The sequence below is a fragment of the Frigoribacterium sp. NPDC087798 genome (assembly GCF_044742985.1).
Classification (GTDB): Bacteria; Actinomycetota; Actinomycetes; order Actinomycetales; family Microbacteriaceae; genus Frigoribacterium.
Genome location: NZ_JBIUVP010000001.1, coordinates 443,206 through 459,543 on the forward strand (window position 1 = coordinate 443,206; position 16,338 = coordinate 459,543).

Genomic DNA, 16,338 nt, shown 5'->3' on the forward strand with positions numbered 1-16,338 from the left:
GACCCCGCCGGGGCCCCCGACGCCGGCCGTCACACGGCCGACGAGGTCAGTGCGCGCCGACGAGGGGCTCGAGGTAGCCCGTCAGGACCGTGCGGCACTGGTCGACGAAGCGGCCGTCGCCCTCGGCGTCGTCGATGAAGGCACGCGCCAACAGGGCGTTCGCGATCTCGACGGCCACCTGGAGGCCCAGCTCGAGCTCGTCGGTGCGCGGCACCGAGCAGTGGTCGACGAGCACGGCGAGCAGCTGCTCGGCCAGGGGGCTCGTGTACTGGCGCGTCTCGGGCGTGCGCACGTCGGGTGCGTCGCCGAAGCGGATGGCCCGGAAACCGGGCTCGCTGCGGTACATCTCGGCCTTGGCGTCGACGAACAGGTCGACGGCACGACGCCAGTCGGTGACGGCGTCGTCGGACACGGCCTCGTCGACCCGGACGGTCAGACGCTGGACGGAACGCAGGGCGAGCGCGTCGACGACGGCGATGCGGTCGGGGAAGTAGCGGTAGACCGTGCCGATCGAGGCGCCCGCCCGCTCGGCGACCATGGCCGTCGTCAGACGCTCGTAGCCGATCTCGTCGATGATGGCCGCGGCCGCGTCGAGCAGCCCGGTGAGCCGCGCGGAACTGCGAGCCTGGACCGGCTCGTTCCTCAGCAGCGGTGAACCCCCGGGCAGTGCGTCATTGACGTCGGTGACGAGCAACGTTTCTCCGTTTCGTGGCGATGCCTCGACGGGGTCGGGCACGGTGCGATGACGTCGGAAGGGGGACCGAGGTGGCGGTCACCGGATGTCGGCGGCTGCCACCAGAATGGATCGCATGTGCGGACGATTCGTGATGGCACGCGCCTCGAGCGACCTGGTGGCCCTGTTCGACGTCGATGTATCAGGAGACACTCTCCCAGAGCCTTCCTGGAATATCGCTCCGACCCGGCCGGTGAGTCTGCTCGTCGACGCGGCTCCTCGGGGCGAGGACGCCGGCGGCCCGCCGGTCCGCCGGCTCGCCGCGGCGCGGTGGGGTCTCGTGCCCGGTGGCTCGGCAGGGCCCGACTCCGGTCCCCCGCTGTTCAACGCACGGTCCGAGTCGGTCGCCGAGAAGCCGTCGTTCCGCGACGCCGTGGTCTCGCGCCGCGGCCTGGTCCCGGCCACCGGGTGGTACGAGTGGCACACCCTGCCCGACGGCTCTAAGCGCCCCGTCCTCGTGCGGCTGCCCGACGACGAGGTGGTGCTGTTCGGCGCGCTCTACGAGTGGTGGCGAGACCCGTCGGCCGAGGTGGGCGCCCCGTCTCGGTGGCTGTTGTCGACGACCGTGTTGACCCGCGCCTCCTCGGGTCCGGTGTCCGAGGTGCACGACCGCATGCCGGTGCTCGTCGGCACCGACGTCATGGACGACTGGCTCGACCCCGAGACCGAGGGCGACGACGACCTGGTGCAGGGCATCGCCGGCCTCAGCGACGAGATCGCCGCGCGCCTGCTGCACCACGAGGTCGGCCCCGAGGTCGGCTCGTCGTCGGTCGACCACCCCGGTCTGCTGGCCCCCGTCGGCTGATCCGGTCCGTCGGCGGTCCGTCCGTCCGTCCGACGACCCATCGTGCGAGACTGACCGGATGCCCGACACCCGCAAGGCACCGCCCGCCGCCGTCGAGCCCTTCCTCCACCGAGCGGCCCGCATCGAGAACTCGGTCCACCGCTTCCGTGAGAAGCGAGCCCGACGCCGCGGCCTCCTGCCCACCGTCGTGCCGTACACCGGCTACGGCGCTCCCGGATGGGCGCGGGTGCTGTCCCGCGTCCTGCTCACCCGGACGGGCACGCTGTCGGGCGTGGACCGCCTCAACGTCCGGGGGTGGCGCAGCTTCACCAGCGTGCCCGTCGAGAAGGCCCTGGTCGAGGTCTCGCTCGGCGGTCGCGTCCAACGCGTCCAGGCCGACCGCGGTGGCGTGCTCGACGCCCGCATCGCCGTCGACCTCGAACCCGGCTGGCACGTCGCGACCCTGAGCACCGAAGGGTCCGTGCCGGTCGAGGCGCCGATCTTCGTCATCGATCCGGAGGCGCGGTTCGGCATCGTCTCGGACATCGACGACACCGTGATGGTCACCTCGTTGCCCCGGCCGCTGCTCGCGGCCTGGAACACCTTCGTGCTCAACGAGCACGCCCGTCGCCCGGTGCCCGGCATGGCCGTGCTCTACGAACGCCTGAACGCGGCGAACCCCGGGTGCCCCGTCATCTACCTCTCGACGGGCGCCTGGAACGTGGCGCCGACGCTGTCCCGCTTCCTGTCCCGCAACCTGTACCCGAGCGGCGCACTCCTGTTGACCGACTGGGGCCCCACCCACGACCGGATCTTCCGCAGCGGTCGCCTGCACAAACAGGAGTCCCTGCGCCGCCTCGCCGACGAGTTCCCCGAGCTCAAGTGGCTGCTCGTCGGCGACGACGGGCAGCACGACGAAGAGCTGTACGGCACGTTCCTGCACGACCACCCCGAGAACGTGGCCGCCGTGGCGATCCGTCAGCTGTCGCCGAGCGAGGCCGTGCTGGCCGGTGGACGGTCGCGGTCGGAACACGCCGAGGGCAGCGACGTCGTCTGGGTGTCGGCACCCGACGGCGCCGGCCTGTGGGAACAACTCCTCGACAACGGCGTGATCGACTGACCCTGGCAGCTCGTGGTGATCCTGTGATAGTGGGATAGTCCTGTTTTGTGAGTCGACATGGCTGCTATCGTGGATCATCCCGAGATTGGAGCATCGTGTTCGACGACGACCAGGCCGCACGAGTGCCGGTGCCCCCGCTCGTGTCGACGGACGAGCGTGAACGCCAGGTCGGCGAGCAGGTCCGTCGCCTGCGGCTCGACCGGGGACTCGACCAACTCGAACTCGCCCGACGGGCCGACCTGTCCCCCAGCACGGTGCAGTCCCTCGAGGCCGGCCGCGGCAGCACGTTGCGCACGCTCGTCCGCGTCCTGCGGGCCCTCGGTGCCGACGACGTCCTCGGGGGCATCGCCCCGGCGAGCGCCGTCAGCCCGCTCGACGTGCTGCGGTCGGCGGGCGACGAGCCGCGACGTCGGGTGTATCGCCCGAGGGGCGGACGATCACCGGGCGGCGACTCGTGAGCTGGGTCCCGGTCCGGGCGGTCGAGGTGACGGCGTGGGGTCTCCGGGTGGGGGCCGTGGCACTCGACCCGGGGATCGGGGCGTACGTCTTCGAGTACTACCCGGACTGGGTGGCGCGCGGCATCGAGTTGGCGCCACTGACCATGCCGGTGCGTACGCGGCGGCACGTCTTCCCACAGTTGCCCGAGGCGACGTTCCATCGCCTGCCCGCCGTGCTGGCGGACGCGATGCCGGACGACTTCGGCAATGCGGTGATCGACGCCTGGTTGGTGCGCCAGGGGGTGTCACGGCAGCAGGTGAGCCCGCTCGACCGGTTGGCGTACATGGCGGACCGGGCCATGGGGGCGTTGGAGTTCCGGCCGGCGCGGGGACCGCGTCAGCGGACGACGAGCGCGGTCGAACTGAGTGCGCTCGTCGAGGGGGCACGCAGCGTGCTGGACGCCAGCTTCGGCGACGACCGCGAGGCGGAGTCGGCGATCAGGTCGTTGATCCAGGTGGGGACGTCGGCGGGTGGGGCGCGGGCGAAGGCGGTGGTCGCGTGGAACCGTGGCACGGGCGAGATCCGGTCGGGCCAGGTGGCGGCGCCGGACGGGTTCGAGCACTGGTTGATCAAGCTGGACGGGGTGGGCCCGGACTCCGAGCTGGGGTCGGGAGGTCTCGCCGGACGGGTCGAGTACGCGTATTCGCTGATGGCGGGGGCGGCGGGGATCGACATGGCCGAGTGCCGGTTGCTCGACGAGAACGGGCGGTCGCACTTCATGACGCGTCGGTTCGACCGCCGGGCCGAGGGCAAGGCCCACGTCCTGACGCTGTGCGGGGCGGCCCATCTCGACTTCCGGCAGCGACAGGCCCACGACTACGGGCAGCTGTTCGACGCCGTCCGTCGGATGGGGTCGGGCGACGAGGCGATGGCGCAGGCGTTCCGCCGGATGGTCTTCAACGTGCTGGCGGCCAACAACGACGACCACACGAAGAACTCGTCGTTCCTGTTGGCGGGGCCCGAGGCGTCGTGGGGGCTGTCGCCCGCGTACGACGTGACGTTCGCGCACAACCCGACCGGGCGGTGGACGTACCAGCACCTCATGGGGGTGGACGGCGTCTTCCGTGACGTCTCGCGGGCCGACGTGATGCGCCTGGCGGATCGTTTCCTGGTGCGGGACGCGTCGGGCATCGTCGACGAGGTGCGCGACGCGGTGGGGCGGTGGCGGTCGTTCGCCGACGAGGCCGGCCTGCCCCGCGAGGCGGTCGTCCACGTCGAGGAGGCGCTGCCCGGCTGGTGAGGACGCCGGCGCCTCGGCACCCGGGCCTCGGCCCCGCACCGGGGGGTGGCCGATGTCGGTGGGGGTTCGTAGACTCCGTTCGAACACACATTCGAACGAGAGGTCGGCAGATGAGGGTGGACGAGAAGGTCCCGGTCGAGACGACCGCCGACGGGGCGCCCCTGCGCTTCGAGTGGCGGGGGGTCGTGTACGGCGTCGTCAGTTCGCCCGAACTCTGGGTCACTCGGACCGACTGGTGGCGATCGGCGACCCGGGCACCACGCGGGGCGAGCGCGCACCTGCTCGAGATGACGGTCTGGCGGGTCGACGCCGTGCCGCTCACGGACGGTGCCCACCGGGTCGACGGCACCTTCGACCTGGCGCTCGACGGCCGAGGCGACTCGTGGTTGCTGCTCGGGGTGTTCGACGACCGGGTCGAACAGCAGCTGTTCGCCTGACCCCGGGCGTCCGTCGGACGACGATGGCGGTGAGCCGTGCGCCGTCGGGAATTCCCCCCGTGCCACACTCGTTGACGCACCAGGCGCCCTGCGCCCCGGGGACGCCGTGGTCCCGCACCACCCGCCTCCCCGACCGAAGAGAGCCTCCCGATGAATCCGTTGCTGTGGTTGTTCGACGCGCAGGTGCACATCGGCGACCAGACGATCCTCTGGCGCGAGGTGGTGGGCAACGTCTTCGGCCTGCTCAGCGCCCTCGGCGGCATGAGGCGCAAGGTCTGGGCCTGGCCGATCGGCATCGTGGGCAACGCGCTGCTGTTCACCGTCTTCCTCGGCGCGGTGTTCGACACCCCCAACCCGGTGAACCTGCTCGGGCAGGCCGCACGCCAGGTGATGTTCATCGTGGTGTCGATCTACGGCTGGTACCGCTGGAAGCACGCCGACGACGCCGGCGGCGCGGCCGTCGAGCCCCGCTGGGCGGGGTGGAAGAACCGGGTGCTGATCGTCGTCGTCCTCGTCGGCGGCACCGCCGCGTTGACCCCCCTGTTCCGCCTGCTGGGGTCGTACGAACCCGTGTGGGCCGACGCCTGGATCTTCACCGGGTCGCTCCTCGCCACCTACGGCATGGCCAAGGGCTGGGTCGAGTTCTGGTTGATCTGGGTCGCGGTCGACCTCGTCGGCACTCCCCTGTTGTTCAGCGCCGGCTACTACGCGTCGGCGTTCATGTACGTCTTCTACGGCGCCTTCACGCTCGCGGGGTTCGTCGTCTGGGCTCGCACCCGGCGGCAGAAGCCCAAGGTCGAGACGCTCTGGCCCGATCCGACGCTGCAACGCTGATCCCGGCCCCGGCGCGCGCTGGTTTGATGAGCGCATGCCCCTGCCCATCGAGAACTACGCACTGATCGGCGACCTGCACACCGGAGGCCTCGTCGGCTCCGACGGCAGCATCGACTGGCTCTGCCTCCCCCGCTTCGACTCCGCGTCGACCTTCGGTGCCCTGCTCGGCGACCACGACGCCGGACGCTGGCTCGTGGCCCCCTCCGACGCCGCCGCCACCTCGACCCGGCGATACGTCGACGACACCTTCGTGCTCGTCACCCGCTGGACGACGCCCACCGGCGTGGTCGAGGTCACCGACCTCATGCCCTACGGCGACCGGCGGGCCGACGTCGTCCGCCGGGTGACCGGGGTCTCGGGCACCGTCTCGATGCACGTGGACCTCGCGATCCGGTTCGGCTACGGGACGGCCCTCCCCTGGGTGCGGCAGATCCCCGAGGGCGACGAGACGGCCCTCGTCGCCACGGCCGGGCCCGACGCCGTCGTGGTCCGCGGCCCGCGGCTGACGGCCACCGACCACACGCACGAGGCGACGTTCGACGTCTCCCCCGGCGAGACGGTCGACCTCAGCCTCACCTGGTACCCGTCCCATCGCGAACCGCCGGCGCCCCTCGACGTGCCGGCCGGCATCGACGAGACCGTCGCCTGGTGGCAGGCATGGGCCTCACGCTGCTCGGCCCCCGAGGCCTACGCCCCCGAGGTGCACCGGTCGCTCCTGATCCTCCGAGCCCTCACCAACGAGGACACCGGAGGCATCGTCGCCGCGGCGACCACGAGCCTGCCCGAACGGTTCGGCGGCTCGCGCAACTGGGACTACCGCTACGTCTGGCTGCGTGACGCGTCGATGACGCTGCAGGCCCTCATCCTGCACGGATACGCCGAGGAGGCCGACCGGTGGCGCGGCTGGCTGCTGCGTGCCATCGCCGGGGACCCCGCCGACGTGCAGATCATGTACGGCCTGGCCGGCGAGCGGTACCTGCACGAGAGCGAACTCGGGCATCTGCCCGGCTACGACGGGGCCTCACCGGTGCGCATCGGGAACGCCGCGTACGAGCAGTACCAGGGCGACATCTTCGGCGAGGTGATGGTGGCCCTGCACGAAGCCCGCCTGCTCGGCGTCGAGGAGAGCGAGTACTCGTGGCCCCTGCAGCGTGCCCTCATGCAGTACGTCGAGGACAACTGGACCCGGCCCGACAACGGCATCTGGGAGATCCGCGGCGAGTTGCAGCACTTCACCCACTCGCGGGTGATGATCTGGGCCGCTCTCGACCGGGCCATCAAGGGCATCGAGCAGTTCGGCCTCGACGGCCCGGTCGACCGGTGGCGTCGGCTGCGTGACGAGGTGCGCACCGAGATCGAGACCCGCGGCTGGAACGCCGACCGCGCCTCCTTCACCCAGCACTACGGCACGACCGAGGTCGACGCGTCCCTGCTGCAGCTGCCGCAGGTCGGCTTCGTCGCCGCCGACGACCCCCGGATGCTCGGCACCGTCGCCGCCATCGAGCACGATCTGCTGCAGGACGGCCTGCTCCTGCGTTACCGCACCGAGAGCGGCATCGACGGCCTCGACGGAGCGGAGAACCCGTTCTTGACCTGCTCGTTCTGGCTGGCCGAGCAGTACGCCGCCTCGGGGCGCGTCGACGACGCCGTCGCCCTGATGGACCGGCTGGTCGGCTACTGCAACGACGTCGGGATGCTCTCGGAGGAGATCGAGGTCGCGACGGGGCGCCACGTCGGCAACACCCCGCAGGCGTTGTCGCACCTGGCGCTGGTGCGCGCGGCCGACGCGATCGGGAAGGCGCACGACCGCGGGTGACCCGACCCGCGCCTCCTCGGCTGCCGGACGCGACGACGGCCGCCCTGCTCGGGAGAGCGGGGCGGCCGTCGAGGTCTGCCGGTCAGGAGTGCGCGACCAGGATCAGGCGAGCCAGTCCGACGGACCGGTCGACCCGGCGGCGTAGGTGTCGAGCGGCACCTGGTCGGCCTTCCAGGCCTCGATCACGGGAGCGACGATCGCCCAGCAGCGCTCGGCGACGTCGCCGCGGATCGAGAGCGTCGGGTCGTCGTGGAAGATGCCGCTGAGCACCTCGCCGTAGGGCGTGAGCTCGGGCTTGCCCAGGGTGACCGACATCGTCGACTTCTCGAGGTCGAACGGGTTGCCCGAGCCGTTCGTGGTGACGCCGAGCTCCATCGTCTCGGGGCTGATCTCGATGCGGAGCGTGTCGGGCGTCGACGAGCCGTTGAGGCCCTCGGGAAGCGCGGGGACCGGCTTGAAGGTGATGAGCACCTCTTTGCGGATCTTGGTCATGCCCTTGCCCGAACGCAGGATGAACGGCACGCCCGCCCAGCGACGGGTCTTGACCTCGAACTCGACCTCGGCGAGGGTCTCGGTCTGGCGCTCGTTGTCGACGCCGTCCTCGTCGGCGTAGGCGGGGACGTCCTTGCCGTCGATCGTGCCGGCCGCGTACTGGGCGCGACGGCTCGAGGCGACCGGGTCGGCGTCCTTGACCCAGGTGGCGCGCAGGACGCGGGCGATCTCGCTGCGCAGCTCGACCGAGTCGATGCTCGACGGGGCGTCCATCGCGATGACGGCGAGCACCTGCAGCAGGTGGCTCTGGATCATGTCGATCAGCGCGCCGGCCTTGTCGTAGTACTGGGCGCGACCCTCGAGGCCGAGGACCTCGTCGTAGAAGATCTCGACCTTCTCGATGTTCTCGCTGTTCCAGACCGGCTCGAAGAGGCGGTTGGCGAAGCGCAGGCCGATCATGTTGAGGACCGTCGCGCGACCGAGGAAGTGGTCGGTGCGGTGGATGCGCTCCTCGGGGACGATCTTGAGGAGTTCGGCGTTGAGCTCGCGGGCGCTCTCTTCGTCCGAGCCGAACGGCTTCTCGAGGGCGAGGCGCAGGCCGTCGGGCAGGTCGATCTCGGCGAGCGCCTGGATCACCTTGGTGCTGATGGCGGGAGGCAGGGCGAAGTACATGACCGGCGTGCCCTCGCTGGCCTCGAACAGGGCCTTCAGGTGCTCGACCGTGGTCGGGTCGCCCTGGATGTACCGGCTCGACGCCAGCGTCTTCTTGGCGAGGTCGCTGCCGGCGTCGCCGTTGAAGGCGGTCTTCACGACGTCGTCCCACTCTTCGGGGCTGCGCTCGCTGCGGCCGGTGCCGATGAGCTGGACGTCGACGCCGCGGTCGCTCTTGAGCAGGCTCGCGAGGCCGGGGAGCAGCAGACGCTCGGTGAGGTCTCCGCTGGCTCCGAGGATGATGAGGGTGGTGGTGTCTGTCACAGTGCAGCTTTCGTGGGAGGGCGACGATCGTGTCGTCGCTGGTCGATCAGGCGGCGGGGGTTCTCGGGGCCACGGGTGTCAACGCACAGGGGGGACGGACATTCCCGTCGACCGCCCCGGCCGCGGAGGGCACGGGTCGCGTCTCGGCGCCGGTGCCCGGTCAACCGTACTGCTCCCGGAGGGTGAGCGCCGTATCGGGGTCAGCGACCGTCGTCGGCCTCGCCGTCCTGCACGGTGTCGTGCGGGGCGGTGTCGCGGGGTGCGCTGTCGTCGTCGACCGGCCCCGTGCTGTCGGTGCCGCCCACCCGGCCGCCGGTGTCGTCGTCGTCGGCCGCGCGCCCCTCCTCGGCGGCGTCGTCCTCGGGGCGGGGCGCGGTGGTGTCGTCGGGGTCGAGGGCGGCGATGATGCGTCCGAGCGAGACGGCGATCGAGACGCCGCCGCTCGTGTCCGTGGTCGGGCGGTCCCGGTGGCGGTCGACGGCGTCCCAGAGGTCGGCGACGCGTCGCCGGGCGTCGGTGAACGCGTCGACGTCGTCGGCCCCGTGGCGTCGGATGACGGTGGCGACGCCGTGCACGGCGTGGGCGACGTCGGGCGCGAGGTCGTCGGGCATGCCGATCTGCCGGCCGATCCGGCGACCGAGGATGCCCGAGACCTCGGCGACGTCCTGCAGGTGGAACGAGACGCGCTCGTACGTGGCGAGATCCGCGTACTCCTGGCCGAGGTCGCGGCGGCGGAGCAACCACCGCGGGTTCATGCGACGGGACTCGTCCGCGTAGGCGACGGTCTCGCGGACGCGGCGGAGGGTGCTCGGCAGGACGCCCACGCGACGCTCCCATTCGTCGTCCTCGAGGGGCCAGGGGGTCTCGAACACGCCGGCGACCTCGTCGGCACGGTCGGCCAGCGAGTCCTTCACCCGGAGGAGGCGATCCTCGGCGCGCGAGGCGTAGAGCGGCGGCACGAGCACCAGGTTGACCACGACGCCGACGACGACGCCGACGCCGATCTGCACGATGTAGCCCAGCGAGTAGGCCTCGGCGTTCGCGCCGCCGAGCAGCAGCACGAACAACCCGGCCGTGAGCACCCAGTCGCGACCGGCGCCGAGCCAGCGGATGCCCGCCACGAGCACGCCGACCCCGACGACGAGCGCCACCGCCAACACGCCGGGCCGACCGTCCTGCAGCGAGAAGACCGCCGTGGCGAGGGCGATGCCGACGACCACGCCGACCAGCACCTGGAACCCCTGTCGCAGCGAACTCTTGATGGTCGGGTACATCGCGATCACGGCGCCGAGCGGCGCGTAGTACGGGTAGTCGGCGGCGACGCCGGGCACCTGCGGCGCGATCCAGTAGGCGAGGGCCGCGGCGAGCGCCGTCTTCACGGCGAGCAGGAGGCGCGGTTGGGCCAGCAGGACGCGGGTCCAGTGGGTCGCGGTGCGGGCGTCGCGACGCAGGGCGGACCGTCGATCGGGCGAGGTGGAGCCTCGATCGGTCGGGGTGGGGCGTCGATCGGACATGCCCCGATGATGACAGGCCGTGGGACCCGAGGGACGGGCCACGGGGTGCGACGGCCGATCGGAGCGACGTACACTGGTCGAACACCTGTTCGAACGACCCGGCCGGGGGTTCAGCAGCCCGAGGTACCGACCATGAGCTTCACCCACCTGCGCGTCGCGTCGGCGTTCAGTGCCCACCACGGCACGGCGCACCCGAAGGCGCTCGTCGACGCCGCCGTCGCGGCGGGTGCCGACGCGGCGGCGATCACCGACCGGGACGGGCTGTACGGGGCGATCCGGCACGTCGGGGCCTGCCGGACGGCGGGCGTCGACCCGATCGTCGGAGTCGAGCTGGGGTGCCGGGACGACCGCGAGGGGTTCGTGGACGGTGGTGCCGACGGCGGCGGGGCCGTCGGCGGGGTCGACCGCATCGTGGTGCTGGCGCACGGGGCGCGGGGCGGCGGGCCGGCGAAGGCGGGGTGGGCGGCGCTGTGCCGGCTGATCAGCGCGTCCCACGGTCGGGCCACCCGCCGCGCCAGCGGCAGCGCCAACAGCGTGGCGACCATCGCCCGGTCCCGGGTGAGGGGCTTCGTCCAGGGCGAGACCGAGCCGGCGGCGACCGTGCTGCTGGGGCCCGACTCCGACGTGGGCCGACTGGTCCAGGCGGGGCGTCACAGCGAGGCCGCGGCGTCGCTCGCCGACTGGGCGGCGACGCTGCCGGGCGGCGTGGTGGTCGAGGTGGTCTGCCACCTGACCGAGCCGGGCGAGAGCCGCAGCATCCGGCACGCCGCCCGCATGCTCGAGTTGGCCGACCACGTCGGGGTGCCGGCCGTGCTCACGAACGCCGTGCGGTACCTCGATCCCGACGAGGCCGTCACGGCCGACGTGCTCGACTCGGCGGGGCACCTGGCCGCCCTCGGCTCGTTCCGGCCCCAACCGAACGCCCAGGCCTACCTCAAGCGCCCCGCCGACATGCGCCGACTGGCCCGTCTGGTGAGCGACGCCTCGTCGTTGCCCCGCAGCGTCGGCGACGAGATGCTCGCCGCCACCGAACGCCTGGCCGACCGGTGCCGACTCGACCCCGTCGCCGACCTCGGCTGGGGCCGCCCGAAGGTGCCGGAGCTCAGCGCGATCGGCGTCGACGGCGACCCCGACCAGGCGCTGTTCCGGCAGGCCCAGGCCGGCGTCACCGAACGCTTCGGCGACGCCGACCGTGCCCTGCGCGACAAGGTCGAGGACCGCATGCGCTACGAACTCGGCATCATCACCGGGTTCGGCTTCGCCGGGTACTTCCTCACCGTGGCCGACGTCTCCGCACTGATGCGCGACCTGCGGGTGCGCAACGCGGCTCGGGGATCGGGGGCGGGCAGCCTCGTCACCTACCTGCTGCGCATCTCGAACGTCGACCCGATCGAGCACGACCTGCTGTTCGAACGGTTCCTCGGCAACAAGCGCGAGACCCTGCCCGACATCGACATCGACGTCGAGGCGGCGCGGCGGCACGAGGTCTACCGGGCGATCTTCGACCGGTACGGCAGCAACCGGGTCACGCTCATGTCGATGCAGTCCACCTACCGCGGACGCGGGGCGGTGCGCGACGCCGGTCTCGCGCTGGGCCTCGACGACGAGCAGATCGACCTCGTGGCCAAGAACGTCTGGCGGTCGAACGCCCGAGACCTGCGCACGGCGATGGCCGAGAAACCCGAGCTGCGCGAGATCGCCGAACTCGCCCGGAGCAACGACCAGATCGACCTGCTCGTCGACCTCAGCGAACGGCTCGACCGTCTGCCCCGGCACATCTCGATGCACCCGTGCGGGGTCATCCTCGGCGACTCCGACCTGCTCAGCACGACCCCCGTCCAGCCCAGCGGCATCGGCCTGCCGATGAGCCAGTTCGACAAGTACGACATGAACGACGCCGGCCTGCTCAAGCTGGACGTCCTCGGCGTCCGCATGCAGAGCTCGCTCGCCTACGCCCTCGACGAGATCGAACGCGTCAACGGCCCCCGTGCCGCCCTCGCCGGTGCCCTGCCCGTCGACGTGCCCTACGTGAACCGCCAGGGTCGGATCGAGCTCGACGAGATCCCGCACGACGACGAGCCCACCTTCGAGGCGATCCGCACCACCCACACGCTCGGCATGTTCCAGATCGAGAGCCCCGGGCAGCGCGAGCTGATCGGCAAGATGCAGCCCGACCGCTACGAAGACCTCATCGCCGACATCTCGCTGTTCCGGCCCGGCCCGATGAAGGGCAACATGATCGCGCCGTTCCTCGACACCAAGCACGGATTCCAACAACCCGACTACCTGCACCCGAGCTTCGCGTCGTTCCTCGACGACAGCTACGGGGTGGTCATCTACCACGAGCACGTGCTGCGCATCCTCGAGGCGACCATGCAGGTGTCGCTCGCCGAGGCCGACGAGATCCGACGGCACATGGGCAAGGGCGACGACGACGCGCTCGAGGCCACCTTCCGCGAGCGCACCCGCGGCAACCTCGACCCCGCGACCGGGAGGCGACGCTTCGACGACGCCGCGGTCGACCGGATCTGGGCCGCGCTCAAGGGGTTCGGGTCGTTCGGCTTCTGCAAGGCCCACGGGGCCGCGTTCGCCCTGCCGACCTACCAGAGCGCGTGGTTGAAGACCCACTACCCGGCCGAGTTCCTGGCGGGCGTCCTCACCCACGACCCGGGCATGTACCCGAAGCGGTTGCTGCTGACCGAGGCGCGACGCATGGGCGTCCCCGTGCTGCCGCTCGACGTCAACGCCTCGACCGACGTCTACCGGGTCGAGCGCCTCCGGCCGCCGGCGACCCCGATCGCGCCGACCCGGGTGGGCGACCTCGGTCTGCGGCTGTCGCTGGCCGACGTGCACGGCATCAGCGACGCCGAGCTGGCCCGGGTGGTCGTGAACCGTCCCTACGACTCGATCACCGACTTCTGGCAGCGGGCGACGCCGTCCCGATCGCTCTTCGAGCGCCTGGCGCAGGTCGGGGCGCTCGACTCGGTCGCCGGGCCCGGCCGCACCCGCGGCGACGTCCTGGCGCGGGTGCGAGCGCTCACCGGCCGGTCGTCGCGCCCGAAGGCCACCGACGTCGAGAACCAGCTCGACTTCTCGATCGACGACTCCGACACGGTGCCGACCGGCACGCCCGACGTCGACGCCCGGCAGCGGGTCGCCGACGAGCTCGACATCCTCTCGATGGAGGTCAGCGAACACGTGATCGAGAGCTACCGGCCCATGCTCGACGACCTGGGCGTGGTGCGCGCCGCCGACCTGCGCGACCACTGGAACGGCACGACCGTGCTCGTGGCGGGCATCCGCATCGCGACCCAGACCCCGCCGATGCGCAGCGGCAAGCGCGTGGTCTTCATCAGCCTCGACGACGGCAGCGGCTGCTCCGACTCCACGTTCTTCGAGGAGGCCCAGGCCCGCGCCGGCTCGCTGCTGTTCGGCACACAGCTGATGGTGATCCAGGGACGCACGCGTCGCACCGGCGAGCGCGGCATCTCGCTCGAGGCCGAGAACGCGTGGGACCTCAAGGCGATGTGGCGCGACTGGAACGCGGCCCGCGCCTCCTCGTCCCTGGCCGTCGGCAACTCCTGACCCGTGTCGTCACCACGGCGGCCGGGGCCGCCGCTCGTCCGCGCACGTCGCAGCAGCCAGGAATTGCCGACACCCCGTGCGTAGGGTGGCGACATGAGCGATCAGCAGGTCAAGGGCAGCTACGTCGAACCGGGTCAGGAGTACACCCGCGACACCAACTACATCGAGGACCGCATCACGCGCGATGCCGTCGACGGGTGGCCGGTCGAGGCCGGTCGCTACCGCCTGGTCGCCGCCCGGGCCTGCCCCTGGGCGAACCGCAGCGTCATCTCGCGACGCCTGCTCGGGCTGGAGGACGCGATCTCGCTCGGCCTGCCCGGCCCCACGCACGACGCCCGCAGCTGGACCTTCGACCTCGACCCCGACGGTCGCGACCCCGTCCTCGGCATCGAACGCCTCCAAGAGGCGTTCTTCGCCCGCACGCCCGACTACCCGCGCGGCATCACCGTGCCGGCGATCGTCGACGTGCCGAGCGGCAAGGTCGTCACGAACGACTTCCCCCAGATCACCCTCGACTTCGCGACCGAGTGGACCGCCCACCACCGCGAGGGCGCCCCCGACCTCTACCCCGAGGCCCTCCGCGGCGAGATCGACGAGGTGAACGCCGTGGTCTTCCACGACGTCAACAACGGGGTCTACCGCGCCGGTTTCGCCGGGTCGCAGAAGAGCTACGAGCGGGCCTACCGCACCCTCTTCGAGCGGCTCGACTGGTTGTCCGAGCGACTGGCCGGTCAGCGCTACCTCGTGGGCGACACCATCACCGAGGCCGACATCCGGCTGTTCACCACGCTCGCCCGGTTCGACGCCGTCTACCACGGGCACTTCAAGTGCAACCGGAACAAGCTCAGCGAGATGCCGGTGCTCTGGGCCTACGCCCGCGACCTGTTCCAGACCCCCGGGTTCGGCGACACGATCGACTTCGACCAGATCAAGGCGCACTACTACGTCGTGCACTCCGACATCAACCCCACGGGCATCGTCCCGGTCGGTCCGGACGCCTCGGGATGGCTCACCGACCACGGGCGCGAGCAGCTCGGTGGCCGCCCCTTCGGCGACGGCACTCCCCCGGCACCGCCCCGCGCCGGCGAAGAGGTGCCGACGCTCGTCGGGGCCTGAGGCACCGCCTCGTGCTCGATCCCTCGGACCGGTTGCGCACCACACGCGACGAGGCCCTGGCGCTGGCCGCGCGACTGCTCGGGGACATGGAGGCGGTGGCCGCGGCCCGCGAGGGAGCCAACGTCGACGACGAGCACGACCCCGAGGGGTCCACGATCGCCTACGAACGGTCGCAGCTCGACGCCGTCCGGCGATCGGCCCTCGAACGCGCCGCCGACGCCGAGGCCGCCCTGGCCCGGCTCGCCGACGGCACCTTCGGGCGCTGCGAGCGATGTGCGGCCCGGATCGGCGAGGCTCGGCTCGAGGCGCGACCCACCGCCCGACTCTGCATCGACTGCGCGAGCTGACCCGCGCCTCCTGCCGGTGCCCCGTCCCGCGCCCTCAGCGGGGGCGTCGGCGGGGGCGTCAGCCCCAGATGCGAGCGATCTGCTCGTCGAGGAACGACTCGAACCAGGCGTCGCGGTCGGTGACGACGTCGGTGAGGTGACCGAAGAGCTCGAAGCTGAGATGCCCGTAGAGGGCCGTCCAGGCGGTGATGCCCGCGGCCAGCACACCGGGGGCGACCGACGCCCCGAGGCCCTGGGCGAGCTGCGTGAACTCGTCGGCCAGGCCGGCTCGCACGGGCATCGCCCGCAACGTGGCTCCGCTCGCCGCCGCGTCGTCGACCGCCCCGAGCAGGAGCAGCCCCACCGCGATCGCCGGTTCGACGGTGTCGACGGGGGCCGCGTACCCGGGGACGGGTGAGCCGTAGAGCAGGGCGTAGCGGTGCGGGTCGGCGATCGCCCAGCGACGGGTCGCACGGGCCGTCTCGCGGAAGCGCTCCTGGTGGTCGGCCCGGTCGACGTCCTGCTCGGCCCGACGGGCGGCCTCGGCGAGGTCGACGTAGGCGTCGGTGATCAGGCGGGTCAGCAGGGCGTCGCGGCTCGGGAAGTACCGGTAGATCGCCGAGGACGCCATGCCCAGGTCGCGCGCGACGGCGCGCACCGAGAGGGCGGCCGCTCCCACCTCGGCCAGCTGCCGGTGGGCCGAGGCGAGGGCGCGCTCGACGATCTCGGTCCGTGCCCGCTCGCGGACGCCCCCCACGGCCCGGTCGCGTCCGTCGTCCCCTGCGTTCGTGGTCATGCCCCGATCCTGTCGTCCGAGAGCACGCGACACAAACGAGAGCACCGCTCTTGCGTATCGGGCCGCCCGACC

Annotated in this window: 14 protein-coding genes; 10 read left to right on the forward strand and 4 right to left on the reverse strand. The window is 71.8% G+C overall.

Features of this window, described 5'->3' with window-relative positions; translation table 11 throughout:
- Positions 1–46: 46 nt before the first annotated feature.
- Positions 47–694, reverse strand: coding sequence for a TetR/AcrR family transcriptional regulator (locus tag ACIOSR_RS02085; protein ID WP_056045731.1), 648 nt, complete (start codon positions 692–694; stop codon positions 47–49).
- A gap of 115 nt (positions 695–809) precedes the next feature.
- On the opposite strand from ACIOSR_RS02085, the gene ACIOSR_RS02090 reads away from it, so the two are divergent.
- The 7 genes from ACIOSR_RS02090 to ACIOSR_RS02120 all read left to right on the forward strand — a co-directional run bounded on the left by ACIOSR_RS02090 (position 810) and on the right by ACIOSR_RS02120 (position 7,462).
- A complete protein-coding gene (locus tag ACIOSR_RS02090; RefSeq protein ID WP_402751717.1) occupies positions 810–1,538 on the forward strand; it encodes an SOS response-associated peptidase in 729 nt (242 codons plus the stop codon).
- A gap of 58 nt (positions 1,539–1,596) precedes the next feature.
- Complete coding sequence (locus tag ACIOSR_RS02095) at positions 1,597–2,637, forward strand: App1 family protein (protein WP_056045734.1); 1,041 nt, start codon at positions 1,597–1,599, stop codon at positions 2,635–2,637.
- A 95-nt stretch (positions 2,638–2,732) separates the two neighbouring features.
- Positions 2,733–3,095: a helix-turn-helix domain-containing protein gene (locus tag ACIOSR_RS02100; protein WP_056045735.1), complete on the forward strand. Its 363-nt coding sequence runs from the start codon at positions 2,733–2,735 to the stop codon at positions 3,093–3,095.
- The gene (locus tag ACIOSR_RS02105; protein WP_173150961.1) at positions 3,092–4,375 is read left to right on the forward strand and encodes a type II toxin-antitoxin system HipA family toxin; all 1,284 of its coding nucleotides are present in this window, start codon (positions 3,092–3,094) and stop codon (positions 4,373–4,375) included. Before ACIOSR_RS02100 ends, ACIOSR_RS02105 begins: the two co-directional genes overlap by 4 nt.
- 110 nt (positions 4,376–4,485) lie before the next feature.
- Entirely contained in the window at positions 4,486–4,812 is a 327-nt protein-coding gene (locus ACIOSR_RS02110) for a DUF6504 family protein (protein ID WP_055972315.1), read from the forward strand.
- Positions 4,813–4,962: 150 nt separating this feature from the next.
- Complete coding sequence (gene pnuC / locus ACIOSR_RS02115; RefSeq protein ID WP_159824818.1) at positions 4,963–5,646, forward strand: nicotinamide riboside transporter PnuC; 684 nt, start codon at positions 4,963–4,965, stop codon at positions 5,644–5,646.
- Positions 5,627–7,462 (forward strand): glycoside hydrolase family 15 protein, encoded by a 1,836-nt coding sequence (locus ACIOSR_RS02120; RefSeq protein ID WP_267659704.1) that lies wholly within the window; start codon positions 5,627–5,629, stop codon positions 7,460–7,462. The genes pnuC and ACIOSR_RS02120 overlap by 20 nt, the downstream gene beginning before the upstream one ends.
- A 102-nt stretch (positions 7,463–7,564) precedes the next feature.
- Here the strand turns inward: ACIOSR_RS02120 and ACIOSR_RS02125 are convergent, their stop codons facing one another.
- Positions 7,565–8,929: a glucose-6-phosphate dehydrogenase gene (locus tag ACIOSR_RS02125; RefSeq protein WP_402751718.1), complete on the reverse strand. Its 1,365-nt coding sequence runs from the start codon at positions 8,927–8,929 to the stop codon at positions 7,565–7,567.
- Between the two features lie 200 nt (positions 8,930–9,129).
- A complete protein-coding gene (locus ACIOSR_RS02130) occupies positions 9,130–10,443 on the reverse strand; it encodes an aromatic acid exporter family protein (protein ID WP_402751719.1) in 1,314 nt (437 codons plus the stop codon).
- 132 nt (positions 10,444–10,575) lie between these two features.
- Here ACIOSR_RS02130 and ACIOSR_RS02135 point away from each other — a divergent pair, with 132 nt between their 5' ends.
- The 3 genes from ACIOSR_RS02135 to ACIOSR_RS02145 all read left to right on the forward strand — a co-directional run bounded on the left by ACIOSR_RS02135 (position 10,576) and on the right by ACIOSR_RS02145 (position 15,491).
- The gene (locus tag ACIOSR_RS02135; RefSeq protein ID WP_123570204.1) at positions 10,576–14,028 is read left to right on the forward strand and encodes a DNA polymerase III subunit alpha; all 3,453 of its coding nucleotides are present in this window, start codon (positions 10,576–10,578) and stop codon (positions 14,026–14,028) included.
- Between the two features lie 93 nt (positions 14,029–14,121).
- Complete coding sequence (locus ACIOSR_RS02140; protein ID WP_123570205.1) at positions 14,122–15,144, forward strand: glutathione S-transferase family protein; 1,023 nt, start codon at positions 14,122–14,124, stop codon at positions 15,142–15,144.
- A gap of 11 nt (positions 15,145–15,155) precedes the next feature.
- Positions 15,156–15,491: a TraR/DksA C4-type zinc finger protein gene (locus ACIOSR_RS02145; RefSeq protein WP_233568334.1), complete on the forward strand. Its 336-nt coding sequence runs from the start codon at positions 15,156–15,158 to the stop codon at positions 15,489–15,491.
- 58 nt (positions 15,492–15,549) lie between these two features.
- On the opposite strand, the gene ACIOSR_RS02150 is transcribed toward ACIOSR_RS02145, so the two are convergent.
- Positions 15,550–16,266: a TetR/AcrR family transcriptional regulator gene (locus tag ACIOSR_RS02150; protein WP_285063579.1), complete on the reverse strand. Its 717-nt coding sequence runs from the start codon at positions 16,264–16,266 to the stop codon at positions 15,550–15,552.
- Positions 16,267–16,338: the final 72 nt, after the last annotated feature.